Origin of the sequence: Aneurinibacillus soli (assembly GCF_002355375.1) — a bacterium.
GTDB classification, from domain to species: Bacteria; Bacillota; Bacilli; order Aneurinibacillales; family Aneurinibacillaceae; genus Aneurinibacillus; species Aneurinibacillus soli.
Window position 1 is genome coordinate 1,486,779 of sequence record NZ_AP017312.1, and the last position, 22,724, is coordinate 1,509,502.

Here is a 22,724-nt window from a genome sequence, read left to right on the forward strand (position 1 = left end):
TCTTTTCCCTAGCGAACATGTCCGATATAATGAAGAGTGACTAGGAGTAATTCTTCACAAAAAGGGGATAGGAGTCATGGAACAATTCAAAGATAGCGTGTATAAGTTAATTGTCGAAACATCGACAAACTTGCCACCAGATGTGCGCCGCGCGGTTGTAAAAGCACGTCAGAACGAAAGTGTAGGCACACGCTCTGCGCTGTCACTGGCAACGATCGCACAAAACATCGAAATGGCCGAAACGAACGTATCACCAATCTGTCAGGATACCGGCATGCCGACATTTGAAGTGCATACTCCGGTTGGCGCGAACCAGATTGAAATGAAAAAAGCGATTCGTGAAGCGATCGAGCTGGCCACTAAAAACGGCAAACTGCGTTCGAACTCTGTTGATTCACTTACAGGAGAAAACAGCGGAACGAACCTTGGACCAGGAACTCCGGTAATTCACTTCGACCAGTGGGAAAAAGATGATATCGAAGTGAAGCTGATTCTCAAAGGTGGCGGCTGTGAGAACAAGAACATCCAGTACAGTCTACCGGCAGAAATCGAAGGACTCGGAAAAGCAGGCCGCGACCTCGATGGCATTCGCAAGTGCATTCTGCACAGCGTATACCAGGCACAGGGACAAGGCTGTAGCGCGGGCTTCATCGGCGTGGGTATCGGCGGTGATCGCACAAGCGGCTATGCACTTGCAAAAGAACAACTGTTCCGCAAAGTGAACGATGTGAATTCAAATCCGGATCTGGCGAAAATGGAAGCATACATCATGGAAAAAGCAAACGAACTCGGCATTGGAACGATGGGCTTCGGTGGGGAAACAACGCTTCTCGGCTGTAAAATCGGCTCGATGAACCGTCTGCCAGCAAGCTTCTATGTTTCGGTAGCGTATAACTGCTGGGCTTTCCGTCGTCAGGGTGCACTTATTGATGCGCAAACAGGCGAAATTAAAGGCTGGCTTTACAAAGATGGAGAAGCGGTTGACCTTCATGCAGGCGTACAACAGCCAGAGCAGCAGGAAAAACGTCGTGAAGTTGTGCTTCAATATCCAATCTCAGAAGAACAGATTCGCAGCCTTAAAGTGGGTGATGTCGTAATCATCAACGGCCTCATGCACACAGGCCGTGACGCATTCCATAAATACATGATGGACCATGACTGTCCAATCGATCTGAACGGTGGCGTTATTTACCACTGTGGTCCGGTTATGCTCAAAGATGACAGCGGCGAATGGCACGTAAAAGCAGCAGGTCCGACAACAAGTATTCGCGAGGAACCGTACCAGGCCGATATCATGAAGAAATTCGGCATCCGTGTTGTAATCGGTAAAGGCGGCATGGGACCAAAAACGCTCAAAGGCTTGCAAGAGCATGGCGGCGTATACTTGAATGCGATCGGTGGTGCGGCACAGTACTACGCAGATTGCGTGAAAAAAGTAGAAGGCGTCGACTACATGGAATTCGGCCTTCCGGAAGCGATGTGGCACCTGCAAGTTGAAGGCTTTGCCGCAATCGTAACGATGGACTCACACGGCAACAGTCTTCATGCGGACGTAGAGAAATCTTCTCTTGAGAAGCTGTCCCAGCATGCAGAAGTAGTATTCAGCTAATCAATAAGCAATATGTGTACGCTCCGGCAGTAGCCGGGGCGTTTTTCTAAATATATGAATAGCAGGATAAGGAGGAGTATGATGAGTACATTGAACATTGCCATCTGCCAGATTGACATTGCATTCGGGCAGCCGGAACAAAACGAGGCAAAAATCCGGGGAAGTTTTGCAAAACTTGCCGAGCAGGAGACAAAGCCGGATATCGTACTGTTTCCGGAACTGTGGAACACAGGCTACGACCTGACTCGCTTAGACGAGATTGCGGACGAGGAAGGACAGAGCACAAAAGCGCTGATGGGAGAGCTGGCTTGCAAATATAATTTGCATATCATCGCAGGTTCAATCGCAGAGAAAACAGCAGCAGGTATTTACAATACAACTTTCGTATTCGCCCCGGATGGCCAAGTGATTCACGAATATCGGAAGGCACATCTATTCCGCCTGATGGACGAGGAAAAATTCCTCGCGCCTGGTCAATCACTTGCCGGTTGCATGATCGGCGAGATGCCTGCGCTTGTGCAGATCTGCTACGATATTCGCTTCCCCGAGAGCATCCGCAGCGGCGCACTCGCAGGTGCGGAAGTGCTGTTCGTCAGCGCTGAGTGGCCGCATCCACGCCTTACACACTGGCGCCAGCTGCTCATTGCGCGTGCGATTGAGAACCAGATGTATGTCGTGGCGTGCAACCGGGCGGGAAGCGATCCGAAGAATACCTTCTGCGGTCATTCCCTCATTATTGACCCGTGGGGAGAAATTGTAGCGGAAGCAGGAGAAGCGGAGGAAATCATTACAGGTACGATTGATCGTGCGCTTGTGGCAGACGTACGCAGTCGCATTCCGATTTTTGCAGACCGACGCACCGATTTATACGACCTGAACCGATAAAGAAAAGGCGAGAGTGGTAGAGGAAACACAATTGTGTTTTTCTCCCGCAGCTCGCCTTTATTCGTTCACTCAGCAGAAGTCGTCGTCATCATAGTTATCGGACATAAGATCAATCGCGCCGAGGACAACATGTGCCAGGCCAAAGCCTGTCACGCCCCAGGCGTATGGATTGTCAGAACGTATGTCTTTTTGACGACGGTTTAACATACTTAAACCGGCTGCGGTAACCGCAGTGCCGAGTGCTACAGGTACGATGCCTTTTTTCATTGGGAAACACCTCCTGTTAACAGCATGCCCGGCGATGGAGTGTGCTATGTTGGGAGTGTTTACCCGCAATGGGTGTGCAAGTATGTCAGGAAAGTATAGTACAATAAGAAGGAGAAACCGCAGAGGAAGGAAGCAGAATATGTCATATTTTCGTTCCGTACTGCTTGTATTTGCCGCTTCTTGCAGTTATGGAGTACTCTCGACATTTGTTAAATTTGCATATGCAGAAGGATTTGGACCTGGAGATGTGAGCGGCAGCCAAATGTTTCTGGGAATGCTAATAATGTGGGGAATTGCACTTACAGTCGGTAAATTCCAGCTGAGTGCAAAGCAGTGGGGGCTGCTTGTTGTTGCCGGAACAACAAGTGGACTAACAGGATTGTTTTACTACCGGGCGCTTCAATACATTCCAGCTTCTCTGGCCATTATCTTGTTATTTCAGTTTACATGGATGGGTGTGCTCATCGAACTGATAATAGAGAAGCGTAAACTTGGCGTATCGCGCCTAGTTGCCCTTGTATTTCTGTTTGGTGGGACAGTTCTCGCCAGTGGTATTGTAGAGGAAGGACTTCAGAAGTTATCACTTGCAGGTACGGTGCTTGGGCTGTTGTCTGCTGTGATGTATGCCCTGTTTATTATTGCGAGTGGAAAAGCCGCCCCGGAGGTAAATCCATATTGGCGAGCTGCTATTATGCTCATTGGTTCGGTAGCGATTACATTTGCGATCTCACCGCCACATTTTCTTGTGAACGGGGCGCTTGCAGATGGATTGTGGCGCTGGGGCATTCTGCTGGCGTTGTTCGGCGCTATTATTCCGCCCCTGTTTTTTGCAATCGGAGTTCCGCGCATCGGAAGTGGTCTTGCTTCTATTCTGGGGGCTGCTGAGCTACCAACAGCGGTCCTGATGTCTCGCTTCGTGCTAGGTGAGCATGTCGGTGGGCTGCAATGGATTGGCGTCATTGTGATTCTTGCAGGTATTATTGTACCCGAATGGCTGGCAGTACGCCGGACAAAGGAAACGAGTAGGACTGCATCTTAATACATGAGGAGGAGAAAAAATGGATCAGCAACTTACTTTGTTTAAACGTCTGACTGAAGGGTGTGGCGCTCCGGGATTTGAAGGAGACATCCGGGCGATTATGAAGGAATACATAAGCGATACGACCGATGAGATCGTATATGATAATCTTGGCAGTATTTTTGGTGTGTTGCGTGGCGATGAGAATGGGCCAACGATTATGGTAGCAGGGCATATGGATGAAGTGGCTTTTATGGTGACCCGGATTACAGACAAAGGGTTTTTGCAGTTCCAGCCGCTTGGAGGATGGTGGAGTCAGGTGCTGCTTGCCCAGCGCGTGCAGATCATGACGGCAAATGGCCCGGTGTATGGGGTGATTAGCTCCATTCCGCCGCATGTGCTTCCAGACAGTGTGAAGAACAAGCCGATGGATATAAAAAACATGTTTATTGATATCGGAGCTGATGATAAGGAAGATGCCGAACGGATAGGCATTCGTCCGGGACAGCCGGTACTGCCGATCTGCCCGTTCACCGTAATGGGCAATCCGAAGAAGCTTATGGCCAAGGCGTGGGATAACCGCTACGGGTGCGCGCTGGCCATTGAGATGATGCAGGAGATGCAGGCTAAGACGCACCCGAATGTGATTTATGGCGGGGCAACCGTACAAGAAGAAGTTGGCCTGCGCGGCGCAGGAACAGCGGCGAACATGATTAAGCCTGATCTGTTCCTGGCGTTGGATGCAAGCCCAGCTGGAGACATTCCAGGCGTGACAGACGGGATGGGTAAGCTAGGGGATGGTCTGCTGATGCGGATTATGGACCGGACAATGGTGACGTTGCCGGGACTGCGTGATTTTATGATCGATACGGCTGAAGAGCTGGGCATTCCATATCAGTTCTTTGTGTCGCCAGGTGGAACGGATGCAGGTAAGGTACATTTGACCGGAAATGGTGTGCCGTCTGCTGTTATAGGGATTCCGGCACGCTACATTCACAGTCATGCCGCCATCATTCACCGCGATGATTATGAAGCTGCGAAAAAGTTGTTGCTGGCATTGCTTACGCGAATAGATGGGCCAACGCTCACGCGCATCAAAGAGCGGTAGGAGGATGTGGCATGCAGTATTTATATTTGCACCGGTTGCAGGAGCAAGGAACAGCACGGTATGTGTATGTATTCGATGAACACGCTCTGTCGCCCAATAATCTGGTGCTACGTAATCTGTTTCGCTGCATGATCGAGGCAGTAGAGGGTGAGATTGACCAGATCGAGATGGAGTACAGCGATACTGCGACAGCGAAGCTGATGGGGGTAGAACGAGCGGTACAGATGTTGACGCTCATGGGGGCACAGGAAGCGGACAAAGTTGAGAATTGGCAGGGAGACGTTCTGTTGAGCCGAACATTTGTTGTGACGGCAGAAGCAAAACGTCTGGAGTATCTTCGCCATATGCGCGAACTTGATGAAGTATACCGCATCCAGCTAAGTGAAAATGGAGTGGAGAAAGTACATCTTTATTTCGCACAAACACTTGCCTGCCTGCTTACGGCGGAACAAGAAGATGTTTTTGTAAGCTTACTTGCGCAAAGGAACGTTCCATACAAAATTTTGGGTAATTAGCCACATTTTTTGTCGGTTTTTGTTTGAAAATCGCGCTTTATCCTAAAATTTCTATTGTCCTTTGGTGTGTTTTATATTATTCTTTTTATGACAACTTATTCAATAGGTTGAGAGTTGTTGTTTCTCTTTGCCCCGCTTAGCGGGGTTTTTTTTATTTTTCGGAGATTAATCATCATTTGTTTGGAAACGTAAAGAAAAGGGTAAACTTCTAACATAAAATGTGAAACTTTTATAAGGCTCCATTCGTAGGAAATGGTAGGAAGAAGGAGTAATAGCATTAAGAATAGGAGGAAAAGAAATGGACCAGCAGATACGTCGAGTGTTAGGTGCATGCGTATCCGCCGCTTTGTTTATCGGAACACTTGTTGCAATTACCGGAATTATTAAGGTTTCTTTATAAATAAGAGAAAGAGCTGCCCAATGACCTGGGGCAGCTCTTTTTGTATACGATGGGTCTACTAGTTTATGCGGCGACCGTTCTCCCAGAATGGTTCGCGCAGTACAACTTTTTGTATTTTTCCGGATGCTGTCTTCGGAAGTTCCGCAACGAACTGAACGGATTTCGGGCATTTGAAGTGAGCCATACGCTCACGGCAGAAAGAAATAATGTCTTGCTCCGTAGCAGTTTGTCCCCCACGCAATACGCATACTGCATGCGGCACTTCGCCCCACTTCTCATGCGGAATGGCGATGATCGCCGCTTCAAGAACAGCCGGATGCTCGTACAAAGTACCCTCTATTTCAATAGAAGAGATGTTTTCGCCACCGCTAATAATAATGTCTTTTTTGCGGTCTACAATGTCGATATAGCCGTTCTCATCAAGCGTTGCCATATCTCCGGTATGATACCAGCCATTGACGATAGCGCGTGCTGTTTCTTCTGGTTGCAGCCAGTAGCCGTCCATAACGGAATTAGAGCGACAAATAACTTCCCCTACTTCTTCGCCATTCGGCTCAATATCTTCTCCATCTTCATTTACAACACGAACTTCCATCATCAGCATACTCATGCCCGCTTTTGCTTTGAGACGGTGAATGCGATCCATGTCATTTTCATCGCGAATCGCTTTTTTGATGTGGGATACGGTCAAGAATGGAGCGACTTCTGTCATGCCATATACTTGAACGAATGTCCAGCCCAGCTCGTTTTCCACTGCTTTTACGAAAGATGGAGGCGGAGCGGAGCCAGCAAGTACGACACGGACCGGCTGTTTGATCGTTGCTTGTCTGATCGAAGGATCATTAAAGATCATGTTTAGCACAGTTGGAGCCATGCAAGCTACCGTTATGCCTTCCTCTACGATCAGGCGGGTAATAAGTGCTGGATCAATCTTGCGCAGCATAACATGTGTTGCGCCCATGCCGGTAAACGAGAATGGAGTGCCCCAGCCATTTACGTGGAACATCGGAAGCGTGTGCAGTAGCACATCATCATCTTCTGCACGTAGATGGATGATTGTATTTAGGGCGTTGTTGTACAAGCTACGGTGTGTTTGGATAACGCCTTTCGGACGGCCTGTTGTACCGCTTGTATACAGGATAGTCGCCATATCGGTTTCTTCCATCTCTTCATATACGGCCGCTTCGGAAGCGCTCTCAATCATGGCATCATAAGAGAGCCAGTCCGCATTGGTTTCAAATCCGTCAACCGGAAGTGTCACATACGTTTGAACGTTAGAAAGGTTTTCAAGAACCGGTTCGATAAGAGGAGCCAGTTCTGCATCTACCATAAACATCACCGCACCGGAATGGTTTACGATATAATCATAATCTGCCGGAACGAGACGAGTATTAAATGGAACAACAACCGCTCCGATCTGAAATGCAGCATAAAACGTTTCATACATTTCCAGGCGGTTCGGTGATAAAACAGCGATACGGTCCCCTTTGCGGATGCCGCGTTCGCGCATTGCATTGGATAGTCGGTTTACACGCTTCTGGATTTCAGTGTAGGTGAAGCGGCGTTCGCCATCAATTACGGCTGTTTTCTCTGGATAATGGTATACAGCTCTTTTTAAGAAATCGTGCAACAAAAATGGTACGTGCATATATTCTCTCCTCCTAAAAAAATTGGAAAAACCTACTTAATCAAAATACCATAAAATTTCTGAAAAAAATACACTAGGCAGAAAAAACGAAACAATCCGCTCTTACATTTCGTAAAAGCGGATTTTCGATACAAAAATATGTAGCATTATTACACAACAGTCAGGGATATAATCTGACGGATCGGACTATCCATATTACGACCGTCTCCGTAATATAAGTATACAGGGCCATCTTCACGAATTGGCTTGCCATCAATTGCGAAACAGAGGATGGCCTGTTCCGCTTCTGCAAGAGACAAGCTGTGTTCTTCTCCGGTTTCTGTGCGGCAAATAAGCGCAATCGCATCGGTTGCTGGTTTAGCATTGCGCAGGAATGGAGCGAGCGGTATGCCGTAATCACCGATGATTTTTTTCTTCTCTACAAACAGTTTCTCGCTCTGTTTGGTTGGTGTCGAGCCGTGTTCAAGTTCTTTATCCCACAGGCGGCCCATTCGAGCAATTTCGTCTTCCATGTCATCTGTTTCTTCTTCCGAACCTGCACCTGCGAAGAAGTCTTCCATTTTAAACTTTCGGTCGTCAAAAACCCAGATGCTCGGGTCAAGGGTAATGTTATAGGTGACTTTGCCGTTGATTAGTATAATGTCTGCCATGCGTATGTCCTCCAGATCTCGTACTTCAGATGAAATAGAATGCAGTTCCTAATATAATATACACCACCACAAGTAAAATCCCTTCATACCAGTTTGTACTTCCATCGCGTGCAATCGAAGAAGCGATGAAGGTAGCAACCCCGATAGCAGCCAGTTCATAAGAAGTGAACACGAGATCCATTTGATTGCCGAAGAACAGGCTGACAAACACAAGAGTTGGTGCTACGAACAGGGCGATCTGCAGGCTACTTCCGACGGCGATCTCGACAGATGCGCCAATTTTATTTTTCATCGCCAGGAAAATCGCAGCGCTATGTTCTGCTGCATTCCCGACAATGGCAATGACAAACGCCCCGACGAAGATTTCAGACCAGCCAAGCGATTTGGCGACTGCCTCAATGCTGTGTACGAGCCATTCGCTTGTGATCGCTACAAATACAGTGGCAACGAGCAGAATCAGGACAGAGACTCCTTTGCTCCATATCGCACCCTCCTCTTCATCAGAGGCGTTCTCATCAGAGAGAACATCTTTATGCGTAATCATGGAGAAGATGAGCCATAAAATATACGACACAATCAAAAGCCCTGAGATCATGAGGCTAAGCTGATTGATATGCGGGACGTTCAATTGCCTCATAAAGACGGCCGGGATAAACAGAGAAATGACAGCGAGTAGCATCAGAGAAGAATTATGCCCGGCAAGCAGGGCGTTAAAACGCTGTTGTTTGAACTTGATCCCGCCTGCTATGACGCTTAAACCGAGTACAAGCAGCAGGTTGCCGATAATGGAGCCGGTAATACTTGCCTTCACCATATCGAACAAGCCTTCTTTAATGAGAAAAATTGCAATAATTAATTCAGCGGCATTGCCGAATGTGGCATTTAAAAAACCACCGACACGCTCACCTGCATAATGCGATACGCTTTCCGTTGCTTTCCCAAGCAACGCGGCAAGTACGATGATTGCAGCGGCTGCGGTTGTGAACTGTAGGCCTGATGAATGAGTAAAATAGTGGGCCCAGGCGCTTAGTGCTGTGAAAAATACGACCAAACTGTAAAACAGTTTTTGTTTCAAATTCATACCTCACTTTCTTTATGTACTTTTTCTTACATGAAGATACTCCTTTTTATTAGAAATTAAAAGTAAAACATGGCGGGGGACAAGAAGAAAAAGCGGAATTGTCGCCTAGACGCATCCGCTTTCTGTGTACAGTTAGTTGCAGAAAATATGCTTGCCGATCTTCTTAATCTGTGGTCGACTCCAAATCCACTTCGATGTCGCGGTGTCTGGATTGAAATAGTACAGCGCACCGCCAGTTGGGTCCCAGCCATTCAGGGCATCTTGCACTGCTTTAACCGCTGTTTCATTCGGAGTTAGCCAGATCTGACCATCTGCTACAGCCGTAAAAGCTCCGGGTTCAAAAATAACAGCACTAGGTGAATGAGGAAAGGATGGGCTTTTCACCCGGTTGAGAATGACGGCGGCCACTGCTACCTGACCGATATACGGCTCGCCACGTGATTCTCCGTATACGGCGTTTGCCATAATGTTTAGTTCGTTTTTAGAGAAGCTAACGTTTGTTTTTGGTAGCTTTGTAGGTGCGGAAGCTGCTTCGGACTTGGTTGTATCGGTTTTCGCAGGCGCTGTTTGTTGCGTGCCTGTGGAGTCCATCCCTGGTCGCCAGTCTTTTGTGGCTTCCCACAGCTTCAGTTTTGTTTTCGGCCCGAGTATTCCGTCGATGGGCATGCCGAATTCATACTGGAAGTTGCGTAGCCCGTTATACGTGCGCCACGAGAAGGTACCATCCACTGCTCCGGTATAAAAACCAAGAAATTTGAGCCGTCCCTGCATTTCAGTAACATCTTTGCCGCTTGATCCGACGTATACTGTCTCCTTGCTGAATCCATGCGCAGGCAATGGCGCAAGCCATGGCATCGTCATGGCAACGACCAGAATTAGTACCACAGGCCAGGTACGATTGTGGCGCGTGTATTTCTTCATGGGAATCCCTCCTGTAAAAGGTAGTACCCATATTTTGCACGTCTGCATACGAAAACATGTGTATAATAAAAGAGAAGAAACAAAGGAAATGATTGGAGAACTCTTCATTATGGAACATAAATACGAACAGATGATATCCATCTGCAAAGCGCTTGGCCACCCGGTACGGTTGCGTATTTTTACTTTGCTAGCAGAGCAAGGAGAGTCATACTGCGGGGATATGGTTTCACTTGTCGGGGTGGCGCAGTCCACAGTGTCTCATCATCTCAAAATTCTAAAAGACAGCGGATTGGTCACAACGGAAGAGCAGGGAACATTCGTCTGCTACCGGGTGCAGCGGGAACGCCTGCGAGAATTGGCACATTTGCTTGAGGGGCTGTAGAAAAAAGTGGGGCAATTGCCTGAAACAAGTTGCCAGCGCCCAGATGAACGAATACAATAAAAATTAATCAGATATAAAGGAGGAATTCCCATGGCTGATGTAAAAGGAAACGGAGTGGTACGTATTGCGGATGATGTCGTGGCAGTGATTGCTGGGATTGCCGCAACAGAAACCGCAGGAATCGCAGGTATGTCAGGTGGAATTACCGAAGGATTGGCTCGTCGTGTAAGCGGAAAAAACGTGCAAAAAGGTGTTTCCGTAGAAGTGGGAGAATTCGAAGCGGCGATTGATCTGCGCGTAATCGTAGCGTATGGCAGTAAGATCGACGAGGCATGTCGCACACTTCAGCAGAACGTACGAGACGCGGTTGAGTCCATGACTGGCCTGCGTGTTGTGGAAGTAAATGTGAAAGTAGAAGGGGTAGAATTCCCGAAACCTGAAAAAGAACAGCTGCCAGAAGCAGCGCAGCGTGTGAAATAAACACAGAATGATGTGAAAAGCGCAGGGCATTTATCATGCCGTTGCGCTTTTTCGTTTTTACGGAAGAGCAGCGGTAATGGTCGATGGAACTTTTGGGTTTTTTACCCCGAATAACCCGATAATGACAAGTAATCCGAGTAACAGTGATACAGCCAATGGATTATCTGGTGCACTAGTTCCGCTTGTGCCTGAAGTTCCACTTGTGCTTGAAGTTCCCATGTATCTCCCTCCTGATTACGGCTCCTGCATCCGCTGCTTAAGAGCAGCCAAAATTTCATCCAGTGTAATCGTACCATTATTACGCAGAAAGTGAGCGAGTTCGCCGACCCGATTTTCCTGAGGATTCTTCTGGCAGGGATTCTGCAGCTTTCCGACTAGTGAAACCACAATCCCTCCATCGCGCCCGAACTCAATGGCATCAGTGACGAGTTCTCCAGATAAGAGCAGAGCAGCCGTAATAATTTCAAGCTGTTTCGAGGAGAAGAGATGATCAAACGGAGAAGAATGGGTGCTGTTTGTTTGTGTCTTGTCTGTTTGTCCGGTTGTTCTCGTAGTCCCGGTCTTCTTACGCTTTGCCATTTCCTCCCCTCCCTCTTACACAGTATGCAGGAGTGGGCAGGATGCGCCGATTATCGCGGCTCAATTAATTGGAACGCGCCTGTGCCGGCTAGTACAAGCCGGCCTTTCTCATTATGAATACGGCATTCACATACACAACGAGTACGCCCTCGCCGCAGTACAGAAGCGGTAGCGATTAATCTTTCTCCCGTGCCAGGAGAGAGGTAGTGAACGTTCATCTCTGTAGTGACGACCTTATAACCAGTCGCCCGACTTGCTGCTGATCCCATCACGCTATCAGCGAGAGTGGCCGTCATGCCACCGTGTACGATACCGAGTCGATTCATCATAAAGGGTGTAATGGGAACATCAAATCGGTATGTGCCATCCTCCAGATATTCTCCTTGCAGTCCAAGGAAGCCGGAAATATAGGCTGTTTTGCGTTCCCGCATGTATTCTACAGCCTGGCGGGCGAGATACAGGATCTGCTGGTCTTCCTCTGATCCACTCTCAAGTGTGTCTTTTACAAATTGAAGCATTGCTTCCTGGTCATGTCTCATACTCTCACCTGTCCTTATGTAGTGTTCCTTTATAGTATACAAGATTTTTGTGGCAAACCTCTTTTCTTGTAACCCGAGTATACAGTTTGTCTTCACGTAGGAAATGTGTATACTTACTTACAACTATGTTTCGTATTCGGGTGGTGAATAGCATGATTCAAACAACCAGAGAGGTGTATACAGTAGCTCGTGTTATTGAACAAATTAATGATCGGCTATACACGCAACTTGCTTGCGCGAACGGCTGGCCAGAAAGAGATGAGGTTGCTATGCATCTGCTTGCCACTACAACAGTGGAGCAGACATGGCAGGCGATGACACAAGAGGAAAAACACATGCTTGTGTATATGCTGTTCTATATCGGTCACGATATGCTTACATACCGGCAGATGGAGCAATATGCGCATGATACATCGCCGCTTGCTGCTTATAGTGGCTTAACAGGGCTTAGAAGACGAGGGCTTGTGTATACACTTCGTCGATTATGGGGAGAAGTGGCGTATATAATGCCGGACGATTTGCAGGCGGTGTGGCGAGCTCACATTCGGACAATAAAAAAAGAGACTGGGCTACCGCATACAGGGATTTCATCTGAACCTGTACCTGCGCTATGGGATGTGTTGTTTGCAATTGTACATACATACCGTCATGAGCCTATCATGTTGACGAAAAAAGGCATATTGCCGATGAAAATAAGACGCCGCCTGCAGGCGCTGATTCCGTATGAGGAAGAATTGATTGGCTCTGTATATTCGCAGGATGCCGATTATACGGCACGGGAAGGATTTGTACTGGCTCTGTTGCTTCATACGGGAGCGCTCCGGCTGTATGAAGCGGAAGCAGGACCTGTGTATCAGGTTGAAAATGAAAGGGTGTGCCGCTTGTTTGCGGGCAGGCGATCCCATGTGCAGTCTCGCGTATGGCAGGCAATTGTGGATGTTGTGGGCCATCTGCATCCGCTATATCCGGGTATGCTGGAAGGGCTTACGATAGATGATGAAATAGATGTGCAGGCTCTGTATGACCGGGAACAAGGTCTTCTTGCAGAAGCGGGCACGATTCCGGATCAAAAGGCGTGGGCTGGATTTATTGGCCAGGTGTTGCCGCTTCTCGCCGGGCTAGGTTTCGGTTTCTGTCATACCTGTGAGAATCGTGTATGGTTTAGCTGGAACGGTGGGAGACCAAGTAGGTGCGAAGTCGAAGAAAGGGTGGACGAGCGACTCGGATATGTGCAGCCGACAAGGGATGTGCTTCTGCTTCCGTCTGCCCCGTATGATGTTCGCTGGGAGGTGGGGGCCTACGCAGAACTTGTGGATCAGCAGGAAGTATGGACGTTCCGGCTTACACAGCAGAGTGTTCGGGACGGTATGCGCTCCCGTGGACGTGCGGATTTGGGAGTACTTCTTACGAGGATTCAAGGAGACATCCCGGAGTCTGTATGGACGCAGCTTGAGCGCTGGATGAGCGGCAGACAGGCAGCAATTTTTGACCATGTTCTTTTTTTGCGCTGTCCAGATGAGGCGGTAGCAGACTGGCTGGAAGGAGAGGGATCTCTTACGCATGCTGTGCGAGAGCGGTTGAATACATGTGACTTTCTCATTCATGAAGCAGGATGGAATAGTGTCCGTGCTGCTCTGGAAAAGCACGATATTCCTGTCCAGTGTTCTGGGGAAGCGGTATTACGCCCGCTTGTGGAACAAAAGACGCAAGAAGAGGGATTTAAGGTAGAGTCGGTATTTCCGGCACTAGAAGATTCCCTTCCAGAACTGCGGGATATTCCAACCATCTGGTATAAAAACTGGCAAACGTATCATGCGTCTACACTTCGAAACATGCTGTCCAAAGCCCAGGCTCTCGGGGTGCCGCTTCGGCTCGAAGCAGGAAAGAACGAATGGGAAGAAGCCCGTGTAACGGAAATTCGAAATGAAGATGGGAACTATCGCGTTCGTTTTGCTGTCACAGGCGACAGCATGATCATTCCGCTGCAAGAGGTTGGCCGGGTGAGCTGGAAGCTGCCATTCTCCTGAGCAGGCTTACGCAGCAAAGGCTATGCACAACAGGGACGAAATGATACAATAATGGGCGAGGTGAGGAAATGGCAAGCAAGTCAATCAAGGTGCTGGATTGGAATGATGTACTAGAACGTGCCTATGGAATTGGCGAACAGCTGACCCACTCGCAGGAAATGCGGCGCTACAAGGAGATGCGTCAGGAGATGGAAACTGACAGGGAAGCTGCCGTACTGATCGAGAGTTTTAATCGCCTGAAAGAAGCGCATGAAGAAGTTGAACGATTCGGGACCTATCATCCCGATTATCATACTGTTACTCGTCGTGTCCGTGAGAAAAAGCGAGAACTTGATAAAGTGCCGAGCATTGCCGCATTCAAGCAGGCTGAGAATGACCTGGATGAACTGTTGTACAGAGTAAGCCGGGTTATTGCTGATGCCGTATCTGAACAGATTAAAGTGCCGAGCAACAACCCGTTGTATGAGCTTGCAGGCGGAGGATGTGGTAGCGGAGGATGCGGTACGGGCGGAGGATGCGGCTGCTCAGCGCGCTGATCTGGCAGAACCGGGCCAATGCTAGTATGAAGAAGGAGAGTCGAAGCATGAGAGAAAGACGCGTAGGGCTTGCCATATACGTGAAAAGCCTAAAAGCGGCCCGCAACTTACGCAAGTTTGGCAATATCCACTACATGTCGCGTCGCCTGAATTATGTGTCTATGTATACAGCGGCCGATACGTTTGAGCAGACAGTGGAACGCATCGCACGCCTGGATTTCGTCACGCGTGTGGAACGATCTCACCGCCATGAGATCAAGACGGTGTATGACAACGCCAAGCCGGATAAAGCGAAAGAATTCGACTACAAAATGGAAGAGAGCCAGATTTTGTCGATTGCGCGCGGTGAACAGCAGCTTGGCCTTTAAAAAGAAGAGAATGATTTTAAAGAAGCGACCGTGCATGGTTGCTTTTTTTATTCATTGTTTGCTAATAATGCCAATGATATAATTACACAGGTATAAAGAGGGAAGGGAAGAAACGAAAATGTTTGTGCATAACCACATCAAAAGCAAACTTCGCTTCGTCTCGCTGACTGTGATTACGCTATCATATTTTCTTGTGAAGGATTATCCAGGATTTAATGGAATTGTGTTCTGGGGATTTACTCTGATAGGTTGGGTTATTGCAGCGTTTGTGTACAGTTGGAAAGGGAAGAAGACAGGTGTTTTTTTAGAAGAGAATGAGAACAAACTTCGCTTCATGGATTTTGCGTTTGTACTCGGCTATATGACGGTAACGGGGGGGATTGATGAAAGTCCGTATTTATACTTGATTTATCTGGGAATCGCATCGGTAGGACTGTACGGCTCAAGGCGGTTCGGTCTGCTGTACTCACTGCTTGCACTCGTGATTTTGGTTGGGTACGATTTAGTTTATCATCAGATAATGGAAGGTCGCTTCGTTCCGACATGGCACATATGGCCCAAGCTTTGCATGCTGCCGGTATTTGGTCTTTTGGCAGATATGCTACTTGCACACTTCCAATCGATGCAGGAGAATGAAGAAATTGTGCTCGATCAGCTTGTGACAAGTCTTGCCAAAGCGATTGGCAGTAAAGATTCGTACACACTCGGACACTCAACACGTGTGCAAATGTATGCGCTTGCGATTGGTCATGAGCTTGCCCTTAATCAGGAAGATATGTTTACGCTGCGTTATGGAGCGTTGTTACATGATATTGGAAAAATCCACATTCCGTCCAGTTTGCTTAATAAAACAGGGCGTCCTACGCTTGATGAATGGAATGAACTGAAAAGCCATTCCGTGGAAGGTGGGCGTATTATGGCAGGTCTTCAGAAATTGAGTGGTGTGCGGGATATTGTGCTGTATCATCATGAGAAATATGACGGAACGGGTTATCCAAGCGGACTAGCTGGAGAAGATATTCCTTTTCTTGCGGCAATTGTAAATGTTGCGGATTCGTTCGATGCGATGACGTCTACACGATCGTATAACAAGCCTAAGACAGTAGAGGAAGGCATGGCGGAAGTCCGGAATTGTATCGGTACGCAGTTTCATCCGAGGGCTGCTGCTACTGCGCTCGCCTTGTTTGAACGAGGAGAGTGGCCGCGCTTTAAGCAGCTAGAGGAAACAGCAGAAGGTGAACATTTTGCGAAATCTGAAAGGTCATGTGTTGTAAAATAAGTAACATAATTGTTACAAAATTTCCTGTTTGTACATGTTATAATGAACGAGAGAAACAGTACAACGAGGAGGAAAACATAAATGTTTACTAAAATAGTAGTTGCAATTGATGGTTCTGAGATGGGAGCAAAAGCGCTGGAAGCTGCTATTGCACTTAGTGCCGAGCAAAAGGCAGAACTTGCTATTCTACATGTAGCTAGAGAGACGATTGTTTCCCCGTATATTGTGGGTGAAATGGCGTATTTAACGAAAGATTTTGATACAAGTGTAAATGAGGCAATACGCAAAGAAGCCGAAAAACTGCTTGAAGAATCGAAGGAAAAAGCGGTTGCACGTGGTATTACAGCCCAAACCGTATATGTAACAGGAGATCCGGCACGCGAGATCGTACAGTATGCACAGGAAAATCGTGTAGGGCTCGTCGTTCTCGGAAGCCGTGGACTAGGAGCCTTTAAAGAAATGATGCTTGGAAGTGTTAGTCATAAAGTTTCTCAGCTGGTTTCCTGCCCGATTCTTATTGTGAAATAATGAGAGATTTAATCCCTGATTGCATACAAGCGAATCAGGGATTTTTATTGTACGGAAAGTAATCGCTTTCTTTTTTATTTTCTCGACTGTTGACAATCAACTGTAAATAATGTAAGTTTAATCCGTTAGAAAAATTAGATAAATATAAAAAGAGAGAAAAAACAGAAAAAAGGAGAGGATTTTTATGAAGAGTAACCAGGAAGTTGCAGAAACAAAGATCGTAATGTCAGATCCAACCGCACTTGGGGTGTTTGGATTGGCGATGGTAACGTTTGTAGCATCGTCACAAAAACTTGGCTGGACAACCGGCACTACTTATTTATTGCCATGGGCGATTTTCCTTGGCTCACTTGCTCAAATTTGGGCTTCAACTGTAGACTTTAAGAAAAACAATTATTTCGGTTCAATTGTTCTAGGCGCATATGGATTGTTCTGGATCGGGGTTGCATCGCACTGGATGATTGCACTTGGGTGGTTTGGGGATGTTGGAAAATTAGCAGACCCGAAACAGCTGGCTTTCGCATTTTTTGGATACTTGATTTTTTCTTTATTCATTACAGTAGCGGCATTGGAAGTTAATAAAGCGTTTGCAGCGATTCTAATCTTGATTGATGTTCTATTGTTCTCACTTGCATTGGCAACACTTGGTGTGAATAAAGAGATGTTCTCGAAGCTTGCCGCTTATTCTGAACTTATTATTTCTCTTATTGGTTTTTACGCAGCAGGAGCTGCATTCCTGAACGCTTTCTTCGGTAGACAAGTCCTGCCGCTTGGCAAGCCGCTTGGCCTGATCAAGAAAGGCGCACCAGCTAATAGCCAGCCTGCTACTAATCGCAAAATGGCAGCAAACGAGTAATTTTTCTAACGAATTTATTATTTTTCCCGCTGATACGATCAGCGGGCTTTTTTTGTATAACGGCAGAAAATGTCGAAAAGGAGTTGCTCTCTTTTTATTATATGGTATAATTTGGTAGAAAAGGAGGGGTAAGGATGCTAGATGTGTCAGAATATGTAATAGCAGTCATCCGAGACGGAATTGCCAGAGGCGCGAGTGATATTCATATTGAACCGGGGACGAATGAGCTTGTCATCCGGTTCCGTCTGGATGGATATCTGCAGGAGGTGGAACGCAAAGAAGAAGCATGGGGACCGCCTGTGATCTCACGTCTCAAGCTGATGGGAGGAATGGACATCGGAGAGAGAAGGCTGCCACAGGATGGCGGATTCTCACTGGAATCCGGGGAAGAAGAGCACGGGGAAATGATCGATGTACGAGTGGCAACGCTTCCGACCATTCACGGCGAGAAGGCAGTGCTTCGTCTGCTTCCACATGCACCTCGCTATGGCACCCTTACCTCGCTTGGTATGAATGAGGCGGATGCATTCCGTGTTCGATCGATGCTCTCGGGAACACAGGGGATGATTCTTGTGGCGGGAGCGACTGGAAGCGGTAAAACAACGACGATGTATACGATGCTTCAGGAGTTGAGCCGCGAAGGACGTAATATCGTGTCGCTGGAACAGCCAGTGGAATACCGAATTCCAGGAATCAATCAGGTGCAGATTCATCCGCGTTCGGGTTTGTCGTTTCATGAAGGGTTGCGAGCAGTATTGCGGCAGGACCCGGATGTTATTTTGGTAGGCGAGATTCGGGACAAGCTGACGGCGGAGATTGCGGTCCGTGCTGCACTTACGGGCCACCTGCTCATATCGACTATCCATACAAAAGACGCGGTTAGCACGATTGTTCGTCTGCTTGATATGGGAATTGAACCGTACTTGCTTACATCCGCGCTGGTAGGTGTGATTGCCCAGCGGCTCGTACGTCGACCATGTCCGAGTTGCTACGGCCAGATGCCAGCGTGTTCGTCCTGCCATGGAGGCGGCCTGCGTGGTCGCACGGGGATTTATGAAGTGCTGACAGTAGCAGATGACTTCCATCCATATATTCTTCATCGCTGTTCAGCAGATGAGATGAACCGTTATTTACGAGCGAATGGATTTGTTTCGTTGTCGGTATCTCTCGAACAAAAAATAGCCGAAAGAGAAGCGGAGCCAGATGCTCCAATATTGTATACGCCGTATGCGTCTGCGAATCAAGTGGTCTGATGTCCTGCTCTCCCGCCTGTGTGACAGTCTCTCTCATCTGCTAGAAGGTGGAATTCCCCTGCTTGATGCGCTTGATGTAACCACTTCTCATATGCCAGGCTTGTATAGAGCGCAGCTTCAGGCCGTCAGGAAGGAACTCGAAGCCGGTTATCCGCTATCCTGTGCACTTGAACAGATTCGGCCACCTGCATTTTTTCTCTCGTTGCTTGCTGCAGGAGAAGCGCATGGCGATTATGCCCGTTGCTTCCGATTTGCGGCCATGCATTATCAAAAGCGCTTTGAATGGAAGCAGCGTCTCAGACAGCTTCTTAGTTATCCACTGCTGTTGCTTGTTCTTTCCTCTTGTAGTCTACTGTTTTTACTTCATACGATTCTACCTCAGATGCTTTCGATGTATGCCTCCATGAATCTTCAGCTCCCTGTTTTTACTCGCTTATTTCTTCAGGCTGGTGGGACCGCTCTATCTGTTTTACCCGTTGTTATTATAGTTGTATCAGGCATGATAGTTATGTTCCTGTGGGGACGGCATCGTGTACGTCTTGGTTTATTTTTGCTTCGGATTCCTGTTGTGCGGACCTTTTTCCGAATTGCGTATACCCAGTATTTTGCACGTCAGGCAGGGCTCTTGTTTCAGGCAGGTGTATCCATTCTTGACATTTGTACGCTGTTTTGTGAGAAAGCTCCGTGGGCTGTGATGAGGCAGGAGATGCATTTTCTAATAGCTGAATTGCTGAAAGGACAGAGTCTGAGTGATACGATGCGGAACCGTACGTGCTTTACACCGGGTTTGATTCGCTGTCTCGAGCTTGGAGAACAGAGTGGGCGGATTGATGAATGTCTGCTTGTATATAGTGAACAGCTTGAAAGATATACTCGTCAGAAGATTGAGCAGATGTTGCGCTGGATTGAGCCAGGACTTCTGCTTGGGATTGGACTGATTGTATGCGGCGTTGTTTTTTCGTTGTTTTTGCCTGTGCTATATATGATGAGCCATATTTCACAGTAAAGGAAGGAGCCGTATAGATCAGATGAATCGTATAAGGAAAGAGAAGCGTAACGAACATGGATTTACCTTAATTGAAATGCTGATTGTAGTAGCGATTATCGGTGTGTTTTTGTCGCTTGCTCTGCCTGTTTATAAAGATACGGTTGTTAATGCACAAAATCAGAGCTGTGAGTTAAATAAGCGGATGCTGAAGGTAGCGATGGAAACGTATTATTTGAGCAATGGTAACATATATCCGGCAACAGGCAAAGAGATTGATGAATTGCTGGCTAAGCATTATCTGGAAGAACGTCCGAGGTGTTCAGGTAAAGGGGCGTATACGTTTACCGTGTCGACAGACGGCAAGTCGGTAGACGTATCCTGTACGGTACATCATGCACCGTAGCCTGTCTGAACGGGGATTTACCTTGATTGAAATGTTGATTATAGTGGCGATTCTCACCTGCATGCTTGCCATTACTATGCCGGTTGTCCAGTACAGTGTACAGCGGATGCAGGAGCGGCAGTATATCGAACAGCTGACCGCAGATCTATACTGGGCAGCAAGCGAGGCGCGTTTTCGCCACAGTACTATTACAGTCGGTTTTGCGTCGGACTCTTCAGGTTACACGATTCGAACCGCATACGGACAACCGCTTAAAAGTGCGCCATTGCCCGTCGGATTTCGCCTTTACCATAACTTTCAAGGGCTGATGGTTTATTTTAATGAATTAGGACATATCAGTCGTGCGGGGACGATTCGGCTGATTAATCCGGAAGGGAAGGAACGAAAGGTTGTGTTGTATATGGCAAGTGGACGGTTTCAAGTGGATGGGGGGAGTGGATGAAGAGTCAGGATGGCTTTTCGTATGTTGAGACGGTTATCAGTATTTTACTGGTGGCTTTACTTGTAGGCGTGACGGGGCAGATGACGGCGCTAGCTGTGCAAATTCGACAGAAGCAAGCAGAGGAAACACAAGGATATTTGCTTGCTTATTCTATGGTGGAGCGATGGAAAATGGATGGAGTTGTCGGGACGTTTCAAAAAGAGGTAGAAGGCTGTCGTTACTACGTAGGGGTACAGAGTGGGCCGCTTACCGAGCGAGTGGAACAGTGCGAGGTGCTGGTGCAATGGGGAGAATCAGAAGCAGAGCGCAAGCAGGTCCAGGTAAAAGGGAGCCGTTTTTTGGGCAGGGCTCCTGTAAGAGGAGCCGGGAGTGGGGGATAACGCTGTTAGAAAGTCTGATTTCGTCTCTGGTACTTTGCTTATTGGCTGCCGTTGTGCTGGTGATGTATGTGCAGGTGGATCGGGAAATGCAGCAGGTGCAAGAGGCGAAGCGGCTGGAAGTAGAAGCTCGTTCTTTCTTCATGTATGTAGAAGAAGAACTTCGCCGCAGTGATCGATTTGAAACACCGACTCGATATGTGCTCTGTTTTCGGGATGATGCAGGGGGCACGATTATGTACTGGATGACAGGGAATCGTCTATGTCGGCAAGTAAACGGTACGGGTTATGTAGTGATGTTGCAATATGTAAGTCGGGTGGAGTTTACTGTATTTCCGAATGGATGCCAGGTGTACATTGAGCTTACCAAAGGCGGTGCATCATGGAAGGGGGAAGTGTTCATCGCCAAAAGAGTGGAACTGGCTGCATGAGAGGTGGTATAATGCAGAAAAATCAGACGCGTTCCCGTGGGTCGGCTCTGCTCATTATTATTGTATATACTCATTTGGTGCTGCTGCTCATTTTGCATACAGCCGGGATTTTGTATACGCTTGGTCGGATTGCGGCAAATGATCGCGCACGCCTGGCGAATAAATATCGAGCAGAAGCTGCTGCATATATGGCAGTGGAATACTTGCTGCGAGAGGCGTCGTTGCCGAATACAAGCTGGTATCAGGTAGACGGAGAGCGGGTAAAAGTAGATGTGCTCAAGCGAAGCAGCACGTATGTGACGATCGGGGCGATGGCCGATCATGCGAATGTGTGCCTGACGGTAGAGACGCAAGCGGGACGTATTGTGAAGTGGAGTGAGAGTTGATGAAACATGTTATTTTGATCGGATTCATGGGGACAGGGAAAACAACGGTAGGAGAGGCGCTTGCTAGGCAGCTTGGCTGTACGCAGGCAGATCTGGATGACTGCATTGTAGAACAGGCAGGCCGAAGCATCCCGGATTTGTTCGAGACAGAAGGGGAAGCAGGATTTCGCCTGCGTGAGACGCAGGTGCTGCGCGATATGGTACAGCGTGTAGAACATCAGGTTATTACAACAGGGGGCGGCGTGGTGACGCAGCCGCGAAATATTGAGATTATGCAGGAGAGCGGAATTGTTGTCGCGCTGTTTGCGCGCCCGGAGACGATTGTCGAGCGCGTAAGCGGGGACGCTAATCGTCCCCTTCTGGCAGGAGATGTAGAAACGCGTGTGCGGAAGCTGTTGCATGAGCGAGATGGATTGTATGACTTTGCCCCGGTGCGTATACAAACAGATGGAAAAACGGTGCAGGAAGTAGTAGATGCTATTATCGAACATCCCGCATTTGTAACGGCATGCCTGTGTGATTGAAACCATGTGCAGATGGACACGCTAGAAACAGAACGAGCGTATAGGAGGTAGAGGCGGATGTCTTTCCAGGAATACGTCCGGTATTTAACGCAGCGTTTTGTGACATACGTGGAAACACCCAAGCAGGAGCGCCCCAGACGAGTGCGGGAGCCGTGGTCATACCGCTGGTTTGGTCTGCTTCCTCTGGCAATCGGCATGCTGTTTCATCGTCGTCCGAAGAGAAGAACCCGGAATTTATAACCCG

The 22,724-nt window shown here is 47.9% G+C and carries 30 protein-coding genes; 22 read left to right on the forward strand and 8 right to left on the reverse strand.

The genetic code is table 11. The annotated features are described in order from the left end of the window. Nucleotides 1–76 precede the first annotated feature (76 nt). Entirely contained in the window at nt 77–1,609 is a 1,533-nt protein-coding gene (locus tag CB4_RS07525; RefSeq protein ID WP_096464592.1) for a fumarate hydratase, read from the forward strand. 78 nt (nt 1,610–1,687) lie between these two features. Further along, a complete protein-coding gene (locus CB4_RS07530) occupies nt 1,688–2,494 on the forward strand; it encodes a carbon-nitrogen family hydrolase (protein ID WP_096464594.1) in 807 nt (268 codons plus the stop codon). Nucleotides 2,495–2,563: 69 nt separating this feature from the next. On the opposite strand, the gene CB4_RS07535 is transcribed toward CB4_RS07530, so the two are convergent. Continuing rightward, a complete protein-coding gene (locus CB4_RS07535; RefSeq protein WP_096464596.1) occupies nt 2,564–2,761 on the reverse strand; it encodes a hypothetical protein in 198 nt (65 codons plus the stop codon). Between the two features lie 139 nt (nt 2,762–2,900). Between CB4_RS07535 and CB4_RS07540 the strand changes: the two genes are divergently transcribed. Genes CB4_RS07540 through CB4_RS07550 form a run of 3 tightly spaced genes read left to right on the forward strand, consistent with a single transcriptional unit; the run spans nt 2,901 to nt 5,402 of the window. Continuing rightward, nucleotides 2,901–3,800, forward strand: coding sequence for an EamA family transporter (locus CB4_RS07540; protein ID WP_096464598.1), 900 nt, complete (start codon nt 2,901–2,903; stop codon nt 3,798–3,800). 19 nt (nt 3,801–3,819) lie between these two features. Continuing rightward, the gene (locus tag CB4_RS07545; protein ID WP_096464600.1) at nt 3,820–4,887 is read left to right on the forward strand and encodes a M42 family metallopeptidase; all 1,068 of its coding nucleotides are present in this window, start codon (nt 3,820–3,822) and stop codon (nt 4,885–4,887) included. An 11-nt stretch (nt 4,888–4,898) separates the two neighbouring features. Continuing rightward, a complete protein-coding gene (locus CB4_RS07550) occupies nt 4,899–5,402 on the forward strand; it encodes a hypothetical protein (RefSeq protein WP_096464602.1) in 504 nt (167 codons plus the stop codon). A gap of 458 nt (nt 5,403–5,860) precedes the next feature. Here the strand turns inward: CB4_RS07550 and CB4_RS07555 are convergent, their stop codons facing one another. The 4 genes from CB4_RS07555 to sleB form a co-directional block, all read right to left on the reverse strand. Next, the gene (locus CB4_RS07555) at nt 5,861–7,450 is read right to left on the reverse strand and encodes a long-chain-fatty-acid--CoA ligase (protein ID WP_096464604.1); all 1,590 of its coding nucleotides are present in this window, start codon (nt 7,448–7,450) and stop codon (nt 5,861–5,863) included. A gap of 149 nt (nt 7,451–7,599) precedes the next feature. Next, nucleotides 7,600–8,100: a hypothetical protein gene (locus tag CB4_RS07560; protein ID WP_096464606.1), complete on the reverse strand. Its 501-nt coding sequence runs from the start codon at nt 8,098–8,100 to the stop codon at nt 7,600–7,602. Between the two features lie 25 nt (nt 8,101–8,125). Further along, nucleotides 8,126–9,181 carry a calcium/proton exchanger gene (cax, locus tag CB4_RS07565; RefSeq protein ID WP_096464608.1) on the reverse strand — a complete coding sequence of 352 codons (1,056 nt, stop codon included), beginning with the start codon at nt 9,179–9,181 and terminating at the stop codon, nt 8,126–8,128. Nucleotides 9,182–9,313: 132 nt separating this feature from the next. After that, entirely contained in the window at nt 9,314–10,102 is a 789-nt protein-coding gene (gene sleB, locus CB4_RS07570; protein ID WP_096464610.1) for a spore cortex-lytic enzyme, read from the reverse strand. A gap of 58 nt (nt 10,103–10,160) precedes the next feature. Here sleB and CB4_RS20875 point away from each other — a divergent pair, with 58 nt between their 5' ends. After that, a complete protein-coding gene (locus CB4_RS20875; protein WP_231956185.1) occupies nt 10,161–10,484 on the forward strand; it encodes an ArsR/SmtB family transcription factor in 324 nt (107 codons plus the stop codon). A 90-nt stretch (nt 10,485–10,574) separates the two neighbouring features. Then, nucleotides 10,575–10,964, forward strand: a complete 390-nt coding sequence (locus tag CB4_RS07580; RefSeq protein ID WP_096464614.1) for an Asp23/Gls24 family envelope stress response protein — start codon at nt 10,575–10,577, stop codon at nt 10,962–10,964. 57 nt (nt 10,965–11,021) lie between these two features. Here the strand turns inward: CB4_RS07580 and CB4_RS20880 are convergent, their stop codons facing one another. From CB4_RS20880 to CB4_RS07590, 3 genes are read right to left on the reverse strand one after another with little or no spacing between them, the layout of a single operon-like run. Further along, nucleotides 11,022–11,183 (reverse strand): hypothetical protein, encoded by a 162-nt coding sequence (locus CB4_RS20880; RefSeq protein ID WP_157737855.1) that lies wholly within the window; start codon nt 11,181–11,183, stop codon nt 11,022–11,024. Nucleotides 11,184–11,198: 15 nt separating this feature from the next. Further along, nucleotides 11,199–11,543 carry a hypothetical protein gene (locus CB4_RS07585; protein ID WP_096464616.1) on the reverse strand — a complete coding sequence of 115 codons (345 nt, stop codon included), beginning with the start codon at nt 11,541–11,543 and terminating at the stop codon, nt 11,199–11,201. Nucleotides 11,544–11,593: 50 nt separating this feature from the next. Then, nucleotides 11,594–12,082, reverse strand: coding sequence for a PaaI family thioesterase (locus CB4_RS07590; RefSeq protein ID WP_096464618.1), 489 nt, complete (start codon nt 12,080–12,082; stop codon nt 11,594–11,596). Between the two features lie 152 nt (nt 12,083–12,234). On the opposite strand from CB4_RS07590, the gene CB4_RS07595 reads away from it, so the two are divergent. From CB4_RS07595 to CB4_RS07665, 15 genes are all read left to right on the forward strand, one after another. Next, a complete protein-coding gene (locus tag CB4_RS07595; RefSeq protein ID WP_096464620.1) occupies nt 12,235–14,109 on the forward strand; it encodes a hypothetical protein in 1,875 nt (624 codons plus the stop codon). Nucleotides 14,110–14,177: 68 nt separating this feature from the next. Next, a complete protein-coding gene (locus CB4_RS07600; protein WP_096464622.1) occupies nt 14,178–14,645 on the forward strand; it encodes a YlbF/YmcA family competence regulator in 468 nt (155 codons plus the stop codon). Nucleotides 14,646–14,692: 47 nt separating this feature from the next. Further along, nucleotides 14,693–15,013: a YlbG family protein gene (locus tag CB4_RS07605; RefSeq protein ID WP_096464624.1), complete on the forward strand. Its 321-nt coding sequence runs from the start codon at nt 14,693–14,695 to the stop codon at nt 15,011–15,013. Nucleotides 15,014–15,131: 118 nt separating this feature from the next. Then, nucleotides 15,132–16,292: an HD-GYP domain-containing protein gene (locus CB4_RS07610; protein ID WP_096464626.1), complete on the forward strand. Its 1,161-nt coding sequence runs from the start codon at nt 15,132–15,134 to the stop codon at nt 16,290–16,292. An 81-nt stretch (nt 16,293–16,373) separates the two neighbouring features. Next, on the forward strand, nt 16,374–16,820 hold the full coding sequence (locus CB4_RS07615; protein WP_096464628.1) for a universal stress protein: 447 nt from the start codon (nt 16,374–16,376) through the stop codon (nt 16,818–16,820). A 184-nt stretch (nt 16,821–17,004) separates the two neighbouring features. Continuing rightward, entirely contained in the window at nt 17,005–17,676 is a 672-nt protein-coding gene (locus tag CB4_RS07620; protein ID WP_096464630.1) for an acetate uptake transporter, read from the forward strand. Nucleotides 17,677–17,810: 134 nt separating this feature from the next. Beyond that, nucleotides 17,811–18,929, forward strand: a complete 1,119-nt coding sequence (locus tag CB4_RS07625; protein WP_096464632.1) for a GspE/PulE family protein — start codon at nt 17,811–17,813, stop codon at nt 18,927–18,929. Further along, the gene (locus tag CB4_RS07630) at nt 18,904–19,935 is read left to right on the forward strand and encodes a type II secretion system F family protein (protein ID WP_231956186.1); all 1,032 of its coding nucleotides are present in this window, start codon (nt 18,904–18,906) and stop codon (nt 19,933–19,935) included. The genes CB4_RS07625 and CB4_RS07630 overlap by 26 nt, the downstream gene beginning before the upstream one ends. Before the next feature lie 22 nt (nt 19,936–19,957). After that, nucleotides 19,958–20,320, forward strand: a complete 363-nt coding sequence (locus CB4_RS07635; protein WP_096464637.1) for a competence type IV pilus major pilin ComGC — start codon at nt 19,958–19,960, stop codon at nt 20,318–20,320. Then, nucleotides 20,310–20,762 carry a competence type IV pilus minor pilin ComGD gene (comGD, locus tag CB4_RS07640; RefSeq protein ID WP_096464639.1) on the forward strand — a complete coding sequence of 151 codons (453 nt, stop codon included), beginning with the start codon at nt 20,310–20,312 and terminating at the stop codon, nt 20,760–20,762. The genes CB4_RS07635 and comGD overlap by 11 nt, the downstream gene beginning before the upstream one ends. Further along, entirely contained in the window at nt 20,759–21,142 is a 384-nt protein-coding gene (locus tag CB4_RS07645; protein WP_096464641.1) for a PilV family protein, read from the forward strand. The genes comGD and CB4_RS07645 overlap by 4 nt, the downstream gene beginning before the upstream one ends. 62 nt (nt 21,143–21,204) lie before the next feature. Then, nucleotides 21,205–21,570, forward strand: coding sequence for a ComGF family competence protein (locus CB4_RS07650; protein WP_331713196.1), 366 nt, complete (start codon nt 21,205–21,207; stop codon nt 21,568–21,570). A gap of 11 nt (nt 21,571–21,581) precedes the next feature. Next, on the forward strand, nt 21,582–21,956 hold the full coding sequence (locus CB4_RS07655) for a hypothetical protein (protein WP_096464645.1): 375 nt from the start codon (nt 21,582–21,584) through the stop codon (nt 21,954–21,956). Beyond that, nucleotides 21,956–22,480, forward strand: coding sequence for a shikimate kinase (locus tag CB4_RS07660; protein ID WP_096464647.1), 525 nt, complete (start codon nt 21,956–21,958; stop codon nt 22,478–22,480). Before CB4_RS07655 ends, CB4_RS07660 begins: the two co-directional genes overlap by 1 nt. 57 nt (nt 22,481–22,537) lie before the next feature. Beyond that, nucleotides 22,538–22,720, forward strand: a complete 183-nt coding sequence (locus CB4_RS07665; protein ID WP_096464649.1) for a YqzE family protein — start codon at nt 22,538–22,540, stop codon at nt 22,718–22,720. Nucleotides 22,721–22,724: the final 4 nt, after the last annotated feature.

Bases quoted from the DNA above. Each gene is read 5' to 3' on its own strand.
- CB4_RS07540 (WP_096464598.1), top strand. From the start codon at position 2,901: ATGTCATATTTTCGTTCCGTACTGCTTGTATTTGCCGCTTCTTGCAGT.
- CB4_RS07600 (WP_096464622.1), top strand. From the start codon at position 14,178: ATGGCAAGCAAGTCAATCAAGGTGCTGGATTGGAATGATGTACTAGAA.
- CB4_RS07610 (WP_096464626.1), top strand. From the start codon at position 15,132: ATGTTTGTGCATAACCACATCAAAAGCAAACTTCGCTTCGTCTCGCTG.
- CB4_RS07555 (WP_096464604.1), bottom strand. From the start codon at position 7,450: ATGCACGTACCATTTTTGTTGCACGATTTCTTAAAAAGAGCTGTATAC.
- CB4_RS07605 (WP_096464624.1), top strand. From the start codon at position 14,693: ATGAGAGAAAGACGCGTAGGGCTTGCCATATACGTGAAAAGCCTAAAA.
- CB4_RS07660 (WP_096464647.1), top strand. From the start codon at position 21,956: ATGAAACATGTTATTTTGATCGGATTCATGGGGACAGGGAAAACAACG.
- CB4_RS07585 (WP_096464616.1), bottom strand. From the start codon at position 11,543: ATGGCAAAGCGTAAGAAGACCGGGACTACGAGAACAACCGGACAAACA.
- CB4_RS07525 (WP_096464592.1), top strand. From the start codon at position 77: ATGGAACAATTCAAAGATAGCGTGTATAAGTTAATTGTCGAAACATCG.
- comGD (WP_096464639.1), top strand. From the start codon at position 20,310: ATGCACCGTAGCCTGTCTGAACGGGGATTTACCTTGATTGAAATGTTG.
- CB4_RS07650 (WP_331713196.1), top strand. From the start codon at position 21,205: ATGTATGTGCAGGTGGATCGGGAAATGCAGCAGGTGCAAGAGGCGAAG.
- CB4_RS07560 (WP_096464606.1), bottom strand. From the start codon at position 8,100: ATGGCAGACATTATACTAATCAACGGCAAAGTCACCTATAACATTACC.
- CB4_RS07635 (WP_096464637.1), top strand. From the start codon at position 19,958: ATGAATCGTATAAGGAAAGAGAAGCGTAACGAACATGGATTTACCTTA.
- CB4_RS07625 (WP_096464632.1), top strand. From the start codon at position 17,811: ATGCTAGATGTGTCAGAATATGTAATAGCAGTCATCCGAGACGGAATT.
- CB4_RS20880 (WP_157737855.1), bottom strand. From the start codon at position 11,183: ATGGGAACTTCAAGCACAAGTGGAACTTCAGGCACAAGCGGAACTAGT.
- CB4_RS07615 (WP_096464628.1), top strand. From the start codon at position 16,374: ATGTTTACTAAAATAGTAGTTGCAATTGATGGTTCTGAGATGGGAGCA.
- CB4_RS07645 (WP_096464641.1), top strand. From the start codon at position 20,759: ATGAAGAGTCAGGATGGCTTTTCGTATGTTGAGACGGTTATCAGTATT.
- CB4_RS07665 (WP_096464649.1), top strand. From the start codon at position 22,538: ATGTCTTTCCAGGAATACGTCCGGTATTTAACGCAGCGTTTTGTGACA.
- CB4_RS07580 (WP_096464614.1), top strand. From the start codon at position 10,575: ATGGCTGATGTAAAAGGAAACGGAGTGGTACGTATTGCGGATGATGTC.
- CB4_RS07550 (WP_096464602.1), top strand. From the start codon at position 4,899: ATGCAGTATTTATATTTGCACCGGTTGCAGGAGCAAGGAACAGCACGG.
- CB4_RS07655 (WP_096464645.1), top strand. From the start codon at position 21,582: ATGCAGAAAAATCAGACGCGTTCCCGTGGGTCGGCTCTGCTCATTATT.
- CB4_RS07545 (WP_096464600.1), top strand. From the start codon at position 3,820: ATGGATCAGCAACTTACTTTGTTTAAACGTCTGACTGAAGGGTGTGGC.
- cax (WP_096464608.1), bottom strand. From the start codon at position 9,181: ATGAATTTGAAACAAAAACTGTTTTACAGTTTGGTCGTATTTTTCACA.
- CB4_RS07595 (WP_096464620.1), top strand. From the start codon at position 12,235: ATGATTCAAACAACCAGAGAGGTGTATACAGTAGCTCGTGTTATTGAA.
- CB4_RS07530 (WP_096464594.1), top strand. From the start codon at position 1,688: ATGATGAGTACATTGAACATTGCCATCTGCCAGATTGACATTGCATTC.
- CB4_RS07535 (WP_096464596.1), bottom strand. From the start codon at position 2,761: ATGAAAAAAGGCATCGTACCTGTAGCACTCGGCACTGCGGTTACCGCA.
- sleB (WP_096464610.1), bottom strand. From the start codon at position 10,102: ATGAAGAAATACACGCGCCACAATCGTACCTGGCCTGTGGTACTAATT.
- CB4_RS07620 (WP_096464630.1), top strand. From the start codon at position 17,005: ATGAAGAGTAACCAGGAAGTTGCAGAAACAAAGATCGTAATGTCAGAT.
- CB4_RS07630 (WP_231956186.1), top strand. From the start codon at position 18,904: ATGCGTCTGCGAATCAAGTGGTCTGATGTCCTGCTCTCCCGCCTGTGT.
- CB4_RS07590 (WP_096464618.1), bottom strand. From the start codon at position 12,082: ATGAGACATGACCAGGAAGCAATGCTTCAATTTGTAAAAGACACACTT.